This is a genomic window from Mesorhizobium prunaredense, from assembly GCF_900156895.1.
In the GTDB taxonomy this organism is placed as follows: domain Bacteria; phylum Pseudomonadota; class Alphaproteobacteria; order Rhizobiales; family Rhizobiaceae; genus Mesorhizobium; species Mesorhizobium prunaredense.
Genome location: NZ_FTPD01000023.1, coordinates 337,417 through 352,999, shown reverse-complemented (window position 1 = coordinate 352,999; position 15,583 = coordinate 337,417). Strand labels below are relative to the sequence as shown.

Annotated in this window: 13 protein-coding genes; 8 read left to right on the top strand and 5 right to left on the bottom strand. The window is 60.9% G+C overall.

Annotation, left to right across the window (positions count from 1 at the left end; all coding sequences use genetic code 11):
• Window positions 1-21: 21 nt before the first annotated feature.
• The gene (locus tag BQ8794_RS19390; protein ID WP_077380253.1) at window positions 22-540 is read right to left on the bottom strand and encodes an aminopeptidase; all 519 of its coding nucleotides are present in this window, start codon (window positions 538-540) and stop codon (window positions 22-24) included.
• Window positions 541-821: 281 nt separating this feature from the next.
• The gene (locus tag BQ8794_RS19385) at window positions 822-1,688 is read right to left on the bottom strand and encodes an AraC family transcriptional regulator (protein ID WP_077380252.1); all 867 of its coding nucleotides are present in this window, start codon (window positions 1,686-1,688) and stop codon (window positions 822-824) included.
• 230 nt (window positions 1,689-1,918) lie between these two features.
• Between BQ8794_RS19385 and melA (BQ8794_RS19380) the strand changes: the two genes are divergently transcribed.
• From melA (BQ8794_RS19380) to melA (BQ8794_RS19355), 6 genes are all read left to right on the top strand, one after another.
• Window positions 1,919-3,391: an alpha-glucosidase/alpha-galactosidase gene (gene melA / locus BQ8794_RS19380; RefSeq protein ID WP_077380251.1), complete on the top strand. Its 1,473-nt coding sequence runs from the start codon at window positions 1,919-1,921 to the stop codon at window positions 3,389-3,391.
• Between the two features lie 182 nt (window positions 3,392-3,573).
• On the top strand, window positions 3,574-5,658 hold the full coding sequence (locus BQ8794_RS19375; RefSeq protein ID WP_077380250.1) for an ABC transporter substrate-binding protein: 2,085 nt from the start codon (window positions 3,574-3,576) through the stop codon (window positions 5,656-5,658).
• Window positions 5,659-5,782: 124 nt separating this feature from the next.
• A complete protein-coding gene (locus BQ8794_RS19370) occupies window positions 5,783-6,796 on the top strand; it encodes an ABC transporter permease (protein WP_077380249.1) in 1,014 nt (337 codons plus the stop codon).
• A complete protein-coding gene (locus BQ8794_RS19365; protein ID WP_077380248.1) occupies window positions 6,793-7,920 on the top strand; it encodes an ABC transporter permease in 1,128 nt (375 codons plus the stop codon). The genes BQ8794_RS19370 and BQ8794_RS19365 overlap by 4 nt, the downstream gene beginning before the upstream one ends.
• A 13-nt stretch (window positions 7,921-7,933) precedes the next feature.
• A complete protein-coding gene (locus BQ8794_RS19360; protein WP_077380435.1) occupies window positions 7,934-9,604 on the top strand; it encodes an ABC transporter ATP-binding protein in 1,671 nt (556 codons plus the stop codon).
• Between the two features lie 23 nt (window positions 9,605-9,627).
• On the top strand, window positions 9,628-11,001 hold the full coding sequence (gene melA / locus BQ8794_RS19355; RefSeq protein WP_077380247.1) for an alpha-glucosidase/alpha-galactosidase: 1,374 nt from the start codon (window positions 9,628-9,630) through the stop codon (window positions 10,999-11,001).
• A gap of 246 nt (window positions 11,002-11,247) precedes the next feature.
• Here melA (BQ8794_RS19355) and BQ8794_RS19350 read toward each other — a convergent pair whose 3' ends face one another.
• The 3 genes from BQ8794_RS19350 to BQ8794_RS19340 all read right to left on the bottom strand — a co-directional run bounded on the left by BQ8794_RS19350 (window position 11,248) and on the right by BQ8794_RS19340 (window position 14,218).
• On the bottom strand, window positions 11,248-11,919 hold the full coding sequence (locus BQ8794_RS19350) for a 4-carboxy-4-hydroxy-2-oxoadipate aldolase/oxaloacetate decarboxylase (protein WP_077380246.1): 672 nt from the start codon (window positions 11,917-11,919) through the stop codon (window positions 11,248-11,250).
• A 67-nt stretch (window positions 11,920-11,986) separates the two neighbouring features.
• Window positions 11,987-13,009, bottom strand: coding sequence for an amidohydrolase family protein (locus BQ8794_RS19345; protein ID WP_077380434.1), 1,023 nt, complete (start codon window positions 13,007-13,009; stop codon window positions 11,987-11,989).
• A gap of 99 nt (window positions 13,010-13,108) precedes the next feature.
• Complete coding sequence (locus BQ8794_RS19340; protein WP_077380433.1) at window positions 13,109-14,218, bottom strand: alcohol dehydrogenase catalytic domain-containing protein; 1,110 nt, start codon at window positions 14,216-14,218, stop codon at window positions 13,109-13,111.
• Between the two features lie 128 nt (window positions 14,219-14,346).
• Here BQ8794_RS19340 and BQ8794_RS19335 point away from each other — a divergent pair, with 128 nt between their 5' ends.
• Complete coding sequence (locus BQ8794_RS19335) at window positions 14,347-14,841, top strand: DoxX family protein (protein WP_244555031.1); 495 nt, start codon at window positions 14,347-14,349, stop codon at window positions 14,839-14,841.
• A 57-nt stretch (window positions 14,842-14,898) separates the two neighbouring features.
• A complete protein-coding gene (locus BQ8794_RS19330; RefSeq protein WP_167378789.1) occupies window positions 14,899-15,516 on the top strand; it encodes a TetR/AcrR family transcriptional regulator in 618 nt (205 codons plus the stop codon).
• Window positions 15,517-15,583 lie beyond the last annotated feature (67 nt).

Genomic DNA, 15,583 nt, shown 5'->3' with positions numbered 1-15,583 from the left:
TGGCCTTCGGATTTGACCGGCTCAATCGCATGAATCTGCTGCTTTGAGCGCTTCGGCGCGGTCAGATTTGTCTAACGCGCCGATCCGTCGAACCAACGCGTAGAACCTTGGATAGTCGCCCGAACACAAATCGAACAAGCGGAGAAACGTCGCCACCTGATCGCCGTAGACGGAAGTCGCGGCGAGCTTCGCGTTGTTAATCGGAGAATTGAACCAGACATCGTATCCCTGGTATCCACGCCAGCGACTGTCGCGCATCTCTCGGTAGCGCATCCGCAGCCGTTCGATCGCGGCTATCTTCGCGGCCCGCTTCTGCTCAGAGGTAGCGCTGCCGTCATAGACATGGCTTAGCTCGTCCCGGGTCTGCGACACCAGCGCAAGAAATTGAGCTCTGCGCTTTCGGTCGGCTTTGTAACGGCGCAATTCGCCGGTATCATCAGCCGCGCCCAGCCATTTTCTCACGCCGGTTGTTTCGACGGCGACGGCGAATGCCTCGTTGAATGCGGAATCGTCCTGTACGTAGACGCGCTGGTGGGCCAGCGCAGGCGCGACGACCGGTCCCTGATCTCTACCTCAACCGCAGGCGCCCCTCCCGCGCAGCGGGTTCGTTCGTCGGCGGCATGCTGACTGTCCGCCTAGGAGGCCTTTTTTCCCGAAGCTTCCGGTCCGTAACCCGGCCTAACGCTGGTCCACAATGCGCCGCACCTCGGACGTCGAGATCAACTTTGCCGCCTCCTGAAAGCCGGTGTCCGAGTGACCAAGTTGACGGTCTCTCTCGCGCTAAAAGCAGCCATCAAAGGGTGACAGGTCAGCGCTATTTGTCATCTGTCCAAAATCTGCCCCTGCTGATAACCGGCGCTTGCATACATGCCAGTGGTTCTGAATTCTGTCGGACTGACGCCGAAGCCACGTCGGAATACCTTGGCGAAGTAGTTGGGATCTTCGAAGCCGCACATGCCGGAAATATCCTTCACCGGAAGGTCGGCGGACATGGTCAGTAGCTTTGCGGCGCGGTCGAGGCGTCTGTTGAGGACGAACTCAGCCGGAGGAATACCTTCATGCGCCGCGAACACACGTGAGAAATGCGCGCGACTGAGACCGGAAAGCCGCGCCAGCTCATCGACCGGCAACGGCAGATGCAGATGCGCACCGATATAGTCAGTCACCTGACGCACTACCGAATTCTCCGCCACGTCATTTCCGTGCAGTTCGAACACGTCGTCATAGAGTGCCATGGCCGCCTCGTAGGAAATTGCCGAGGCGCGTGCCGGAGTTGAGCCGTCGCCTTTGACCAGCCGGTAGGCGCAGTCGGCCAGATTATCGACGGTCGCTGCCCGCAGGCTGAACACCGGTCCTTTTGTTGCTAGGACCTCTCTATGGATGCGCAACGCTTCCGCCCCATGCATCGATATCCAGAAAAACTCCCAGCGCCCGCCCTTTTCGACCCAGTAGCGGTGCGAATGCGGAACAACCAACAGCATCGTCTCGCCCGGAGCGATGCGGTAGGACCTGGTTCCGTAACGCAGGTTTCCGGTGCCGCTGATGGTGTGCTGCATCACTGTGAACGGCGTCTGCCCGCGCCTGCGGCCATCCCAGCTGTAGCCGGCATCCGATCTCACGTCGTAGCCGGTGCTCGTCGGCATGGTGTGCAATCGCTGCCGAGCGCGCGGCAGGGAAATCATCTTCATCACCGGTCCAAGGTCGACGAGTTTTTGCAGCACAAAATTACCCTACAAAGCACATCTACGCCCTACCGGAGGGACGTGATCTTACGCATACTGACCAAAAACAAAAGGGATGAGGATGAAATCCCGGTTGCACGCCGCTTGGTTGCGTGTCTTCCGAATAACACGCCTAAACCGGATTTCCACGAACCGATTTTACCTATCGGTCCAATCCGCTTGCGGAGAAGGTTCGAATGAGCAGATTTAAGATCGCAATCATAGGCGCGGGCAGCGTCGGTTTCACCAAGAAGCTGTTCACGGACATTTTGTGTGTGCCGGAGCTACGCGACATCGAGTTCGCACTGACCGACATCAGCGAGCACAATCTCAAGATGATCGAGTCGATTCTCCTGCGGATCGTCAAGTCGAGCCAGCTTCCTGCACGGGTGACCGCGACGACGGACCGCCGCAAGGCGATCGAGGGCGCGCGCTACATCATTAGCTGTGTGCGCGTCGGAGGTCTCGCCGCCTATGCCGATGATATCCGCATCCCCTTGAAATATGGCGTCGACCAGTGCGTCGGCGATACGATCTGCGCCGGTGGCATTCTCTACGGCCAGCGCAACATCCCGGTCATTCTGGATTTCTGCAAGGACATTCGCGAATTGGCCGAGCCAGGCGCGAAATTCCTGAACTATGCCAACCCGATGGCGATGAACACCTGGGCGGCGATCGAATTCGGCAAGGTCGATACGGTCGGTCTCTGCCATGGGGTCCAGCACGGGGCCGAGCAGATTGCCGAGATCCTCGGCGCCGGGGAAGGCGAGCTCGACTATGTCTGCTCCGGCATCAACCACCAGACCTGGTTCGTCGACGTCCGCGTCAAGGGCCGCAAGATCGGCAAGGATGAGCTCGTCGCCGCCTTCGAGGCGCATCCGGTCTTCTCGCGGCAGGAGAAACTCAGGATCGACGTGTTGAAGCGATTCGGCGTCTATTCGACCGAAAGCAACGGCCACCTGTCGGAATATCTGCCCTGGTACCGCAAACGGCCTGAGGAGACTGCCAAGTGGATCGACATGTCGGACTGGATCCACGGCGAAACCGGCGGTTATCTGCGCTATTCGACCGAAACCCGGAACTGGTTCGAAACCGAGTTCCCGCAATTCCTCGAAGATGCGGGAAAGCCCTTCGATCCCGGGCGCCGCTCGAACGAGCACGCCAGCCACATACTGGAAGCGCTCGAGACCGGTCGGGTCTATCGCGGACACTTCAACGTCAAGAACGACGCCGTCATCACCAATCTTCCGTCCGATGCAATCATCGAATCGCCTGGTTTCGTCGATCGCTTCGGCATCAACATGGTGGCCGGCATAACGCTTCCGGAAGCCTGCGCCGCGACCTGCATTTCGTCGATCAATGTCCAGCGCATGTCCGTCCACGCGGCAATCTCCGGCGACATCGACCTCCTGAAACTGGCCGTTCTGCACGATCCGCTGGTCGGCGCCATCTGCACGCCGGAAGAGGTCTGGCAGATGGTCGACGAGATGGTTGTGGCGCAAGCGCAATGGCTGCCGCAATTCGCCCATGCGATCGACGGCGCCAAGGAGCGGCTGAGCCGCGCGACGGTAAAAACGCGGGAATGGAAGGGCGTCGCCCGCCGCGAGGTTCGCTCGATCGAAGAGATCAGGGCCGAAAAGGAAGCCACGAAATTGCGCGCGGCCGGCTGAGATATTGGTTGCGATAAGCCAATGTTCCGGAAAACCGGGCGGACAGGATCGTGCCTCGGCGAATGCGCCCGGGCAGCACGGCACTGTCATCTGAGAAAGCGGAATACCGCTTCGTTCGATGCTTGTAGGAGGAGAGCCATGCCATCGCGGCAGGCCCGAAGCATAAGGGAGAAACCAGGACAATGAACATTTTTGGCCGCATGAAAACCGCCGCCGCGCTTCTGTTTGGCGTATCGGCGTTCGCGATCCAGGCCGTGGCGTCCGAGCCGACGATCGTGCCGGAACAGCCGCCGTTTCCGGCGCAAGGCAAGATCAATTACGTGCCGCGCGATTCAATTCTGGAATTCAAGGCGCAATCCGAATATCGCGAGCCGGAGTGGGTCACCGAAAAATTCGTCAAGACCGGGAAACTGCCTCCGTTGGCCGAGCGGCTGCCAAAGAAGCCGATGGTTTTCAAGACAGGCAACATGCCCGACGGGATAGGCGTCTATGGCGACACGATGCGCCACGTCATCGGCGGCCGGCCGGAAGGCTGGAACTACAGCGCCGGGCAGACGCAAGGCTGGGGCGGCATTGACATTGCGATGTTCGAATGCCTGACGCGCACCGCGCCGCTCTTCCAGGTCGATGCCCAAGACGTCGAGCCGCTGCCCAATCTTGCCCAGAGCTGGGAGTGGTCGGAAGACGGCCACACACTGACGATGAAGTTGATCGAAGGCGCAAAGTGGTCCGACGGAGATCCCTTCGACGCCGATGACGTGATGTTCTATTGGGACGACAATGTCGTCGATCCGAACGTCTCGCCGCTGAACGGTGCAACACCGGAAACGTTCGGAGAAGGCACCACCCTGAAGGCGATAGACAAATATACGATCAAATGGACTTTTAAGGACGCGTTCCCGCGCCAGCATCTCTATGCGATGGCCTATGGAACCTTCTGCCCCGGCCCCTCGCACATTTTGAAGACCAAGCATCCGAAATATGCAGGCACCACCTATGACGAGTACAAGAACGGCTTTCCGCCGGAATACTTGAATATGCCCGTCATGGGCGCCTGGGTGCCTATCGAATACCGTTCGGACGACGTCATCGTGCTTCGCCGCAATCCTTACTATTGGAAGGTGGACGAAGAGGGAAATCAGCTGCCCTATCTCAACGAACTGCACTACAAGCTTTCGACTTGGGCCGATCGCGACGTGCAGGCGATCGCCGGGTCCGGCGATATCTCGAACCTGGAGCAACCGGAAAATTTCGTGGAATCGCTGAAGCGCGCCGCACAGGAAACGGCTCCCGCGCGGTTGGCCTTTGGCGCCCGGCTGATCGGCTACAATCTGCGCATGAACTTTTCAGCCAATGGCTGGGGCGAGCCGGACGAGCGGGCGCAAGCCGTACGCGAGCTCAACCGCAACGTCGATTTCCGTAAGGCCGTGACCATGGCCATCGATCGCAAGAAACTCGGCGAATCCCTCGTTAAAGGACCCTTCACAGCGATCTATCCCGGCGGCATTTCCTCTGGGACGAGCTTCTATGATCGCGCCTCGACGGTGTACTACCCGTTCGATCTGGAAGGCGCCAAGGCGCTGCTGGAGAAGGTCGGGTTGAAGGACACGGACGGCAACGGCGCCGTCAACTTCCCGGCCGGTACAGCTGGCGGCTCGGACGTACAGATCGTGCTTCTCGTGAATTCCGACTACAGCACCGATCGCAATCTCGCGGAAGGTCTGGTCGGCCAGATGGAACAGCTTGGCCTCAAGGTCGTGCTGAACACAATCGATGGCGCGAAGCGCGACGCAACCCAGTATGCCGGGCGCTTCGACTGGCTTGTTCGCCGCAACGAGCAGGAACAGACCTCAGTTGTGCAGAACACGACCCAGCTTGCCCCGACCGGTCCGCGCACGAGTTGGCATCACAGGGCAGGAACGGACAGCACGGTCGATCTGATGCCGTTCGAGCAGGAACTCGTGGACGTCGTCAACAAGTTCATCTCCAGCAACGACAATGACGAGCGGGCTGATCTGATGAAGCAGTACCAGAAGGTCTCGACGACGAATCTCGATACGATCGGCCTGACAGAATATCCGGGTGCGCTCATCATCAACAAGCGCTTCTCCAACATTCCTGAAGGCGCGCCGATCTTCATGTTCAATTGGGCGGAGGACACGATCATCCGTGAACGGGTCTTCGTCGCGGCCGACAAGCAGGGCGACTACGAGCTGTTCCCCGAGCAGCTTCCGGGCAAGCCCGGTGAAGGCGGTCCGATCAACTGACCGCAGTCGATTTCCCCCCCCCGGCGAGCATCCGCCGGAGGGGAGGTTGCGAATTGAACCGTGGAGATACCGCGCCTCGTGAAGGAGCAGATCGCCACGAGCCACAAGAGAAGCAAACACGATCATGTTCAGATTTCTGCTTGTGCGTATCGCCTCGGCGATTCCTGTCCTCTTCGTCCTGAGCGTCGTGACGTTCGCGATCATCCAGGCCCCGCCGGGCGACTACAGCGACTATGTGCGCTCGCAACTGATCAACCAGGGTGGCGCATCCTTCGAAACGGCCGACGCCCAGGCGCAGGCCTACAAGATCGCGCATGGCCTTGATAAGCCCTTGCCCCTCCAGTACGTCAACTGGGTCACCGGCATCGTCACCCGCGGCGATTTCGGGCACAGTCTCTTCTACAACAAGCCTGTCGCCGATGTGGTCGGCGAACGTTTGCCCCGTACGCTGGCGCTGGCGCTCGTCTGCCATATCCTGGCATCGGTGATCGGCATCACCTTCGGCGTTTTGGCGGCAACCCGGCAATATTCCTGGGTGGACAGCGTGCTGTCGGGGATCTCGTTTCTCGGCATGACGGTACCGCGATTCCTGATGGCGCTGATCATCGTCTATATCCTGGTGTTCCACTTCAATGTCACTGAGATCAACAGTTTCCATTCCGCCCGCTATGGCGCAGCCCCCTGGTCGTGGGGCAAGTTCGTCGATCTGGTCAAGCATGTCTGGCCGGTCATCGCGATCGCCACTTTGGGCGGGCTCGCCTACAACATGCGCGTCATGCGGGGCAATCTTCTCGATACGCTGAACGCCCAATATGTCGAAACGGCTCGGGCCAAGGGCTTGAGCGAGCGCACGGTGGTCATGCGCCACGCTGTGCCGAACGCGCTGCATCCGCTCGTCATGTATCAGGGCGTCGTGCTGCCCTACATGCTGACCGGCGAGATCGAAACCGCGATCATCTTCGCCCTGCCGACGGTCGGCCCGGCCATCGTCGGCTCGATGTGGATCGGCGACGTCTATGTCACGGCGACCTTCATGTTGGTTCTGTCGGTGACCCTGATCGTCGGCAACATCATCGCCGACATGCTGCTTGCAGCGCTCGACCCGCGGGTTCGCCTTGGGGGAGGGACCGACGCATGAAAGCCGACGTCCAATCCATAATCTGCGCCTCCGTGCCGCCGGCCAAAGGCAATGGCAACGAAACCTATACCGCGCTTGTCTGGCGCCGTCTGAAGCGATCCTGGACCGGCATGATAGGGCTGATCCTTGTCTGCCTCCTGATGATCATGACGATATTCGCGGAGTTCTTCGCACCCGTCGATCCGAAGCTGACCGGCGTTGGTTTCGCGCCGCCTCAGACAATCAGCATGACGGATCGGGGCGGGAACTTCGTCTTTCCCCCGCGCAGCTATCCAATTCGTGAAACAGATGAATTCGACCCCGTCACGTTCCAGCCGATCGTAGGCCCCGACTACGAAAACCCGCAGACGCTCGGCTTTTTCGTCAAAGGGTTCGGATACAGGCTTTTCGGACTGATCCCGGCGCAGCGGCATTTCTTCGGCGCCACCGACGGAAGCCCGGTCAATTTCCTCGGCACCGACAAATTCGGCCGCGATGTGCTGTCGCGCATCATCTACGGCTCGCGCATTTCGCTGATGATCGCCCTGACCGTGGTGTTCATCATCACGGTAGTCGGCACGACGGTCGGCATGGTGTCCGGATATTTCGGCAGAAGGTTCGACGCATGGGTGCAGCGCTTCGTCGAGCTGGTGCTCGCCTTTCCGCAACTGCCGCTTTATCTCGCGCTCACCTCGCTGATTCCGGTGACGGCGCCGACCAATGTCTTCCTCGCGTTCGTCATCTTCGTCATGTCGGCGCTCGGGTGGGCACAGCTGTCGCGCGAAGTTCGAGGCAAGACGTTGGCGCTGGCGCGGATCGACTATGTGCGGGCGGCGATGGCGATCGGCGCAACCGACCGCCGGATCATCTTTCAGCATATTTTCCCCAACGTCATGAGCCACGTCATCGTCGCCGTCACGCTGGCGATCCCCAATGTCGTGCTGCTTGAATCCTTCCTCGGCTTCCTCGGTTTCGCGGTGAAGCCGCCGCTGATCTCCTGGGGGCTGATGCTGCAGGATACCGCGACATACTCCGTCATTGGGTCCTATCCCTGGATCCTTGCCCCCGTGGGTTTCGTGCTGGTCACCGTCTTTGCGTTCAATGCGCTGGGCGATGGTCTTCGCGACGCCGTCGATCCCTATTGAGAAGGCCGGCACCATGGCTCTGACGGAAAAGACCTCGATGGCGCCGGACGAACGTCACGATCATGCGGTGAGGACCGGCAGTCCGATCATCGACGCCCGCAATGTCGCGGTGACCTTCAAGGTAGAAGGCGGAACCGTCGACGCGGTCAAGGATGTCTCGTTTCAGCTCTATCGCGGCGAGACCATCGCTGTGGTGGGAGAATCCGGCTCCGGCAAGTCGGTGACGGCGCGCACGGTCATGGGCCTGCTCACCAAGCGCGCCACCGTGGCCGTGCACTCGCGGATCGAATATGATGGGAAGAATGTGCTGAAATTCTCCGACCGGCAGCGCCGGGCGCTGCGCGGCGACCGCATTTCGATGATATTCCAGGAGCCGATGAGCTCGCTCAATCCGGTCTACACGGTCGGCGCGCAGATCATCGAGGCGATCCGCGTTCATCAGAAGATGAGCCGCAGGCAAGCTGCGGAGCGTACGCTGGAGCTGTTGCGGCAGGTGCAGATTCCGGACCCGGAAAGCCGCTTCAACCAATATCCGCACCAGCTTTCAGGCGGTCAGCGCCAGCGCGTCATGATCGCCATGGCGCTCGCCAATAATCCGGACGTACTCATCGCCGACGAACCCACGACGGCACTCGACGTCACCGTGCAGGCGCAGATCCTCAACCTCATCCGTGATCTGCAGCAGAAGCTCGGTATGGCGGTAATCCTGATCACTCACGATCTGACGGTCGTTCGCCAGTTTTCCGACTACGTCTATGTCATGAGCCAGGGCGAGGTGAAGGAGCACAACACCACTGAAGCGCTCTTCAAGAACCCGCAGCATCCCTATACGCGCCATCTTCTGGCGTCTGAACCAAAGGGCATGGCCAATCCGACGCCGGTGGGCTCAGCCGTCATTCTCGAGGGCAGCAATGTGCGGGTGTCGTTCATGCTAAAGCATGGCGGGTTCTTCAAGCCGCGGCTCAAGGAACTCGTCGCCGTCGACAGCCTCAGCCTAAAGCTTCACCGGCACGAAACGCTGGGGCTGGTCGGCGAATCCGGGTCCGGCAAGACGACGTTCGGGCAGGCGCTGGTGAAGCTCCTGACGGCCGACGGCGGCGAAATCTTCTTCGACGGCGAACCGATCCACGCAAGGACACGTGACCAGATGCGGCCGCTCAGATCGCGCATGCAGGTCGTCTTTCAGGATCCGTTCTCCTCGCTCAATCCGCGCATGTCGGTCGGCCAGATCATCGAGGAGGGGCTGATCGTCAATCGGCTCGGCGACAACAAAAGTGATCGGTTGCAGCGCGTGGAGCAGGCGCTTGTCAGCGCCGGGCTTCCGCACAACATCCTGTCGCGCTTTCCGCACGAGTTTTCCGGCGGACAGCGCCAGCGCATCGCTATTGCGCGGGCAATCGCACTCGAACCGGAATTCATCCTGCTCGACGAGCCGACATCGGCGCTCGATCTCTCCGTTCAGGCCCAGATCATCGACCTCCTGCGCAAACTGCAGGACGAGCGCGGCCTGAGCTATCTCTTCATTTCCCACGATCTCAAGGTCGTACGCGCGCTCTGTCATCGGGTCGTGGTGATGCAGCACGGTAAAATCGTCGAGGAGGGACCCGTCGACGAGGTTCTTTCCCATCCGAGGACCGCCTACACTGAACGGCTCGTCAAGGCGGCGTTCGAGGTAGCCGCATAAATCGCAGACAAGAGGCGCAATTCATGACGAGACAACCCAAAATCACGTTCATCGGGGCCGGTTCCACCGTCTTCATGAAGAATGTCATCGGCGATGTGCTGCAGCGGCCGTCTCTTTCGGGCGCTACCATCGCGCTGATGGACGTCAATCCGCAGCGCCTCGAAGAAAGCGAGATCGTCGCCGGAAAGCTGGTCAAGACGCTTGGCGCTGCGGCGACCATCGAGACGCATTCCAGCCAGCGCAAGGCCCTGGAAGGCGCGGACTTCGTCGTCGTTGCCTTCCAGATCGGCGGCTACGAGCCCTGCACGGTCACTGATTTCGAGGTGCCGAAGAAATACGGCCTGCGCCAGACGATCGCCGATACGCTCGGCGTTGGCGGCATCATGCGAGGTTTGCGCACCGTGCCGCATCTCTGGAAAATCTGCGAAGACATGATGGCAATCTGCCCCGACGCCATCCTCCTGCAATACGTCAACCCGATGGCGATCAACTCCTGGGCGATTGCGGAAAAGTATCCGCTCATCAAGCAGGTTGGTCTCTGCCATTCGGTGCAGGGAACGGCTTTCGAGCTCGCCCGCGATCTCGAAATCCCGCTCGAGGAAATCCGTTACCGTGCCGCCGGCATCAACCACATGGCCTTCTACCTGAAATTCGAGCATCGGCAGGCCGATGGCAGCTACCGCGATCTTTATCCGGATCTCGTGCGCGGCTACCGCGACGGGCGATTTCCGAAACCCAGCCACTGGAATCCGCGCTGCCCGAACAAGGTGCGTTACGAGGTGCTGACCCGCCTCGGCTATTTTGTCACCGAAAGCTCGGAGCATTTCGCCGAATACACGCCCTATTTCATCAAGGACGGCAGGCCCGATCTGATCGAGAAGTTCGGCATTCCGCTCGATGAATATCCCAAGCGCTGCATCGAGCAGATCGAGCGTTGGAAAGGGCAGGCGGCCGCCTACCGGAGCGCCGAGAACGTCGAGATCGAGGAGAGCCATGAATATGCTTCCTCGATCATGAACTCGGTCTGGACCGGCGAGCCCTCGGTTATTTACGGCAATGTCCGCAACAATGGCTGCATCACCTCGCTGCCGGAAAATTGCGCGGCCGAAGTGCCGTGCCTGGTCGATGCGTCCGGCATCCAGCCGACCTTCATCGGCGCCTTGCCGCCGCAACTGACGGCGCTCATCCGCACCAATGTCAATGTGCAGGAACTGACTGTCGCGGCCTTGATGACGGAAAACCGCGAGCATCTTTATCACGCGGCGATGATGGATCCGCATACCGCCGCCGAGCTCGATCTCGACCAGATCTGGTTGCTGGTCGACGACCTGCTCGCCGCGCACCGCGACTGGATTCCGGAGTGGGCGCGGATCTCGAAAAACGTGCAGGCAGCGTAAGGACGGAACGGCTCTGGTTAGGAAACTCCTGCAAACACTGGCGGCCGGGCTCTGTCCGCGGCGAGGGCGCCGACAGAGCGATTCTGCGCCTTGCAAGGGCTCTCGCGTGCCAAGCGGCCCGCGTTGGCCTTGCGCAGCAATGCGCGAGGCCAACGGTGTCGTGAAATGGACTTGGCGCACGCGTGATCGAGCGTGCCCGCGGGATCAAGTTTTTCCTTGGGGGCGGCGAACCTGCTATGCGGTTGCCTATTCGTAGACGAGGCCTTTGCGCCGCAGGCACTCGCGCATGTCGTTGACATCGAGACTGAGCTTGCCGGCGGCATAGAGACTGCGCTTTTCTTCTTCCATCGTCTCGCGCCTGCGGGCGGTTTCAAGAACCCTTCCCGCGGTTTCGCGCGGCACCACGCACACGCCGTCATCATCGGCCACGATGACGTCGCCCGGCTGGATGTGGGCACCGGCGCAGACGATCGGCACCTGGACGTTGCCGAGCGTCTCCTTGACCGTCCCTTGTGCGCTGATCGCCTTCGACCAGACCGGGAAGGCCATGGAGCGCAGGGTCGAGATATCGCGCACGCCAGCATCGATGATGAGGCCCCTGATGCCTTGCGCCTTGGCCGATTCGGCCAGCAGGTCGCCGAAATAGCCGTCCTCGCAAGGCGAGGTCGGGGTGACGACCAAGATGTCGCCTGGCCGCGCCTGTTCCAGCGCGACGTGGATCATCCAGTTGTCGCCTGGCGCGACCTCACAGGTCAGCGCGTTGCCGCCAATCCTGGCGCCATCATAGATGGGCCGCAGGCGCGCGGCGAGCAGGCCCGTCCGCCCCTGTGCCTCGTGAACCGTGGCCACGCCAAGTTGGCCAAGAGCATCGCAGGTCTCGATCGGCGTGCGCTCGGTCTTGGTGACGACTTTGCCCATAAGTGTTCTCCCGGAATGATGAGGTGCGGCATCCGGCGCCGCACCCGAACAGTGCTCATCGGCTGGTCTAGCGCCCTTGCGCCTTCAGCCTCGCATCTAGCCTCGGATAGACCTTTCGGACATTGCCTTCGAACACGGCGTGCCGTTCGACCTCACCGAGCGAAAGTGCGTCGATGTAGCGCCGCGTATCGTCGAAGGCGAAGCCGGTTTCTGGATCGATGGCCTTGACCGCTCCGAGCAATTCGGACCCAAACAGGATGTTGGCCGGACCAACGACGCGGAACAGCGTGTCGATGCCCGCCTGATGATAGACGCAGCTGTCGAAGAAGACGTTGCGCATCAGGTGCTCGCCAAGTCCGGGTCTGTCCAACATCATCGCCAGGCCGCGATAACGTCCCCAATGGTAGGGCGCGGCGCCGCCGCCGTGCGGAATGATCAGCTGGAGATCGGGAAACGTGCTGAACAGGTCGCCCTGGATCAGCTGCATGAACACGGTGGTGTCCGCGTTGATGTAGTGCGCGCCGGTCGTATGCAGGCAGGAGCTGCACGAGCCGGAGACGTGGATCATGGCCGGCACCTGCAGCTCGACCATCTTTTCGAAGAGCGGATACCAGTATGTATCGTGTAGAGGCGGCGCCGACCAGAAGCCACCGGACGGATCGGGGTTGAGGTTGCAGCCGACGAAGCCGAGTTCGAGGACGCAGCGCTCGAGCTCGGCAAGCACCGGCTTCAGGTCACCGCTCATCGATTGCGGCAGTTGGCATACGCCGGCGAAGTTGGCCGGGAACATGTCGACGATGCGGGCGATCAGATCGTTGGAGATGCGCGACCATTCGGCATTGTTCTCGGCGCTGCCGACATGATGGCCCATGCCCGAAGCACGCGGCGACAGGATGGTCAGGTCCGTGCCTCGCTCGCGCTGCAGGCGCAATTGGTTCTGCTCGATCGTCGCCCTGAGCATTTCGTCGGCGATGCCGGGATAGGCGGGCATGGCGTCGCGCCTGCCTTCGACGAACTCGACCTGCATCTTGCGAAAGGCGTGATGCCCGGGTGGTTCGCTCGTGTAGTGGCCGTGGCAGTCGATGATCATTTCGTTCTCTTCACGCACAAGATGACGCATCGTCGATCCGCTGCGCCGTTCCGCGGTTCCCGGCAAGCGGCGGACGGTGAGGCCCACCGGATGTCCCTCCTACGGTTCGAGCACGTAGTTGGTGAAGCCGCCGTCACCGGAGGCGACGCCGTTGATGGCCTCGTTGATCTGCTCGAGCGGATACGTCCGCGCCTCCAGCACCGAAAGATCGATCGCGCCGGAGCCGACCATTTCGGCGATCTCCATGCCCTCGGCCGTGGTCAGCCAGGCTGAACCGAGAAGCTCCATCGAATTGTCCATCCACCATTTGGTGTTGAACAGCATGTCGCTGCCGGTGCCGCCGATGTTGACGATGCGGCCGCCGCGTTTGACGCCCATCATCGCGTCCTTCATGGCGTTGACGTCGGCCACCGCACCGAGGCAGTCGAGCATGAAGTCGGCGCCGAGACCGCCGGTCTGCGAGCGGACCCAGTCGGCGACCTTGCCGTCCTGGTTGGAGAAGGTCTGGATCCGGTTCGGGGCGAGTTGCTTCAGCCGCTCGAGCAGGGGTTTGCCACGTGCCACCGCATAGATCGTCGAGACGCCCATGGCGAGCGCGAAGAGAGTTGCGCCGACACCCAGCGTACCGGTCGCGCCATTGATGATCAGCGATCTGCCGGCCGGTACGCCGAACTTCTTGAGTGCGGAATAGGCCGTGCCGAGGTAACCCATGCGGGCCGCCTGTGGGTAGGTCATGTTGTCGGGGATCTTGACGATCGCATTCTGGGGCGCGCGCATGAACTGGGCGAAGCCGCCTTCAGAATAGCGCTTGTAGATTTCCAGGCTGTTTCTGTTGAAGCCGAAATAGCCGTTGAAGGTGAAGTATTCGCACTTCGCCTGATGGCCGCTGACGCAGGCATGACATGCGCCGCAGGATCGCAGCGGGTTCACATACACGCGGTCACCAGGCTTGATCGCCACGACCTGTTCGCCGACCTGATGCACGATACCCGCAGGGTCGAGGCCGAAGATCGCGGGCTTCGCCGGCAGCGGCTGATGCGGGTACCAGGTCTCCCAGTTGTTGAGCACGTTCGCGAGATTGGGAACCATCCCGCAGGCCTTGACCTCGACGACCACATCCGTGCCGGCTGCCATCGGCTTCGCCACGTCCTCGACACGCATCGGCTCGTTCACGGCATGAAGCCGTGCCGCCCGCATCATGATCGTCATCGTCTGTTCCTCCCATGCCAGTTCGCGGAGATGTCTCGTTGACATTCCTTGTAGACTGTGGATACCGTATAGTATCTGGATTGGGTGGCGCAAGAGCCGATTTCCATTGACGACAGAATTTGCGGGAAATGTCGGCGAACGCCCGCATCGGTTGCGGCATGGCGAAGAACGCTTCGGCTCCGCTGGATGAGAGAACGTCGCCCGACGGCAACAAGGACGGGAGGAAGGGCCGGGCGGTCCATTCGTCGTTCTACATGGAGGGATCAGTGCCTGAGTTTACGCTAACGCCGATCGATCTGTTGCGCATTCTGTGCGGGGTCTGGTTCATTCCGCATCTCATTGGAAAGGTCAGGAACTTCGAAAAGGCGACGAAGACGTTCGAGGCCGCCGGGCTGAAGCCAGGAAAACCTTTCATCGTGCTGACGGTTGCGCTGGAATTTGTTGCCGCCGTTGGAATGGTGTTCGACATCTATCCGCGATGGGCTGCGGCGTGCGGCGTGGCCGTCTTGCTGGGCGCAGCCTATGCCGTGGTGCGCATCAACGGCCCGCGTTGGCGCTGGCAGCTGATGGGTCCCGAATACCCGATTTTCTGGGCGCTTGCCTGTATTGTTTCGGCCTTCTAACCTTCGGCCGATTCGGATACCAAAGGTATCCCGATGAATGGCTTGGAAGGATAGCGGATGGCGCGACTGACGCGCGAACAGAGCCAGGCTCTGACTCGTGAGAAGCTTTTGCTGTCGGCGAGCGATGTCGTGGCTCGCGACGGTTACTCCGGCGCGACCATTGAACGCATCGCGGAAGAAGCCGGCTATTCGAAGGGCGCCTTCTATTCGAACTTCGAGAACAAGGAAGACATCTTCCTTCAACTGCTCGAGCGCCATGCCGGTGGCGACGTGGTCGAGCTCACCGGCCTGCTCGACGGCTACGACGACCCGAAAAAGATCATCGATGCGATGTGCGATTGGGCCAACCAGCGAGCGAAGGACAAGCGCTGGGGAACGCTTGCCATCGACCTGTTGCGGATCGCCCGCCGCGACAACACACTGGAAGAGCGGCATCTGCGCCTGTTCAAGGACCAGTGGGAAGGCCTGGGCAAGCTGCTGTCCGCAAAGCTTTTTCCCTATGGCGGTGCCGATATCGAACCACTCTATGTGGGCGGCGTCGTTCTGGAACTCATCTATGGCGGCCTCTCCAGCTTCATGAAGGACGATTCACCGGGCGAGATGGTGCGGGCGACGCTCACCTCAATGCATCTGGCCCACCTCTATCGCCACATGAAGCAGCCAGCCCGCAAATAAGGCGCTTCCGATACGCACCGGCCAGTCCCGGCTCGCTGTCGAGGCCGTCCAGGCGCACGACGCTAGC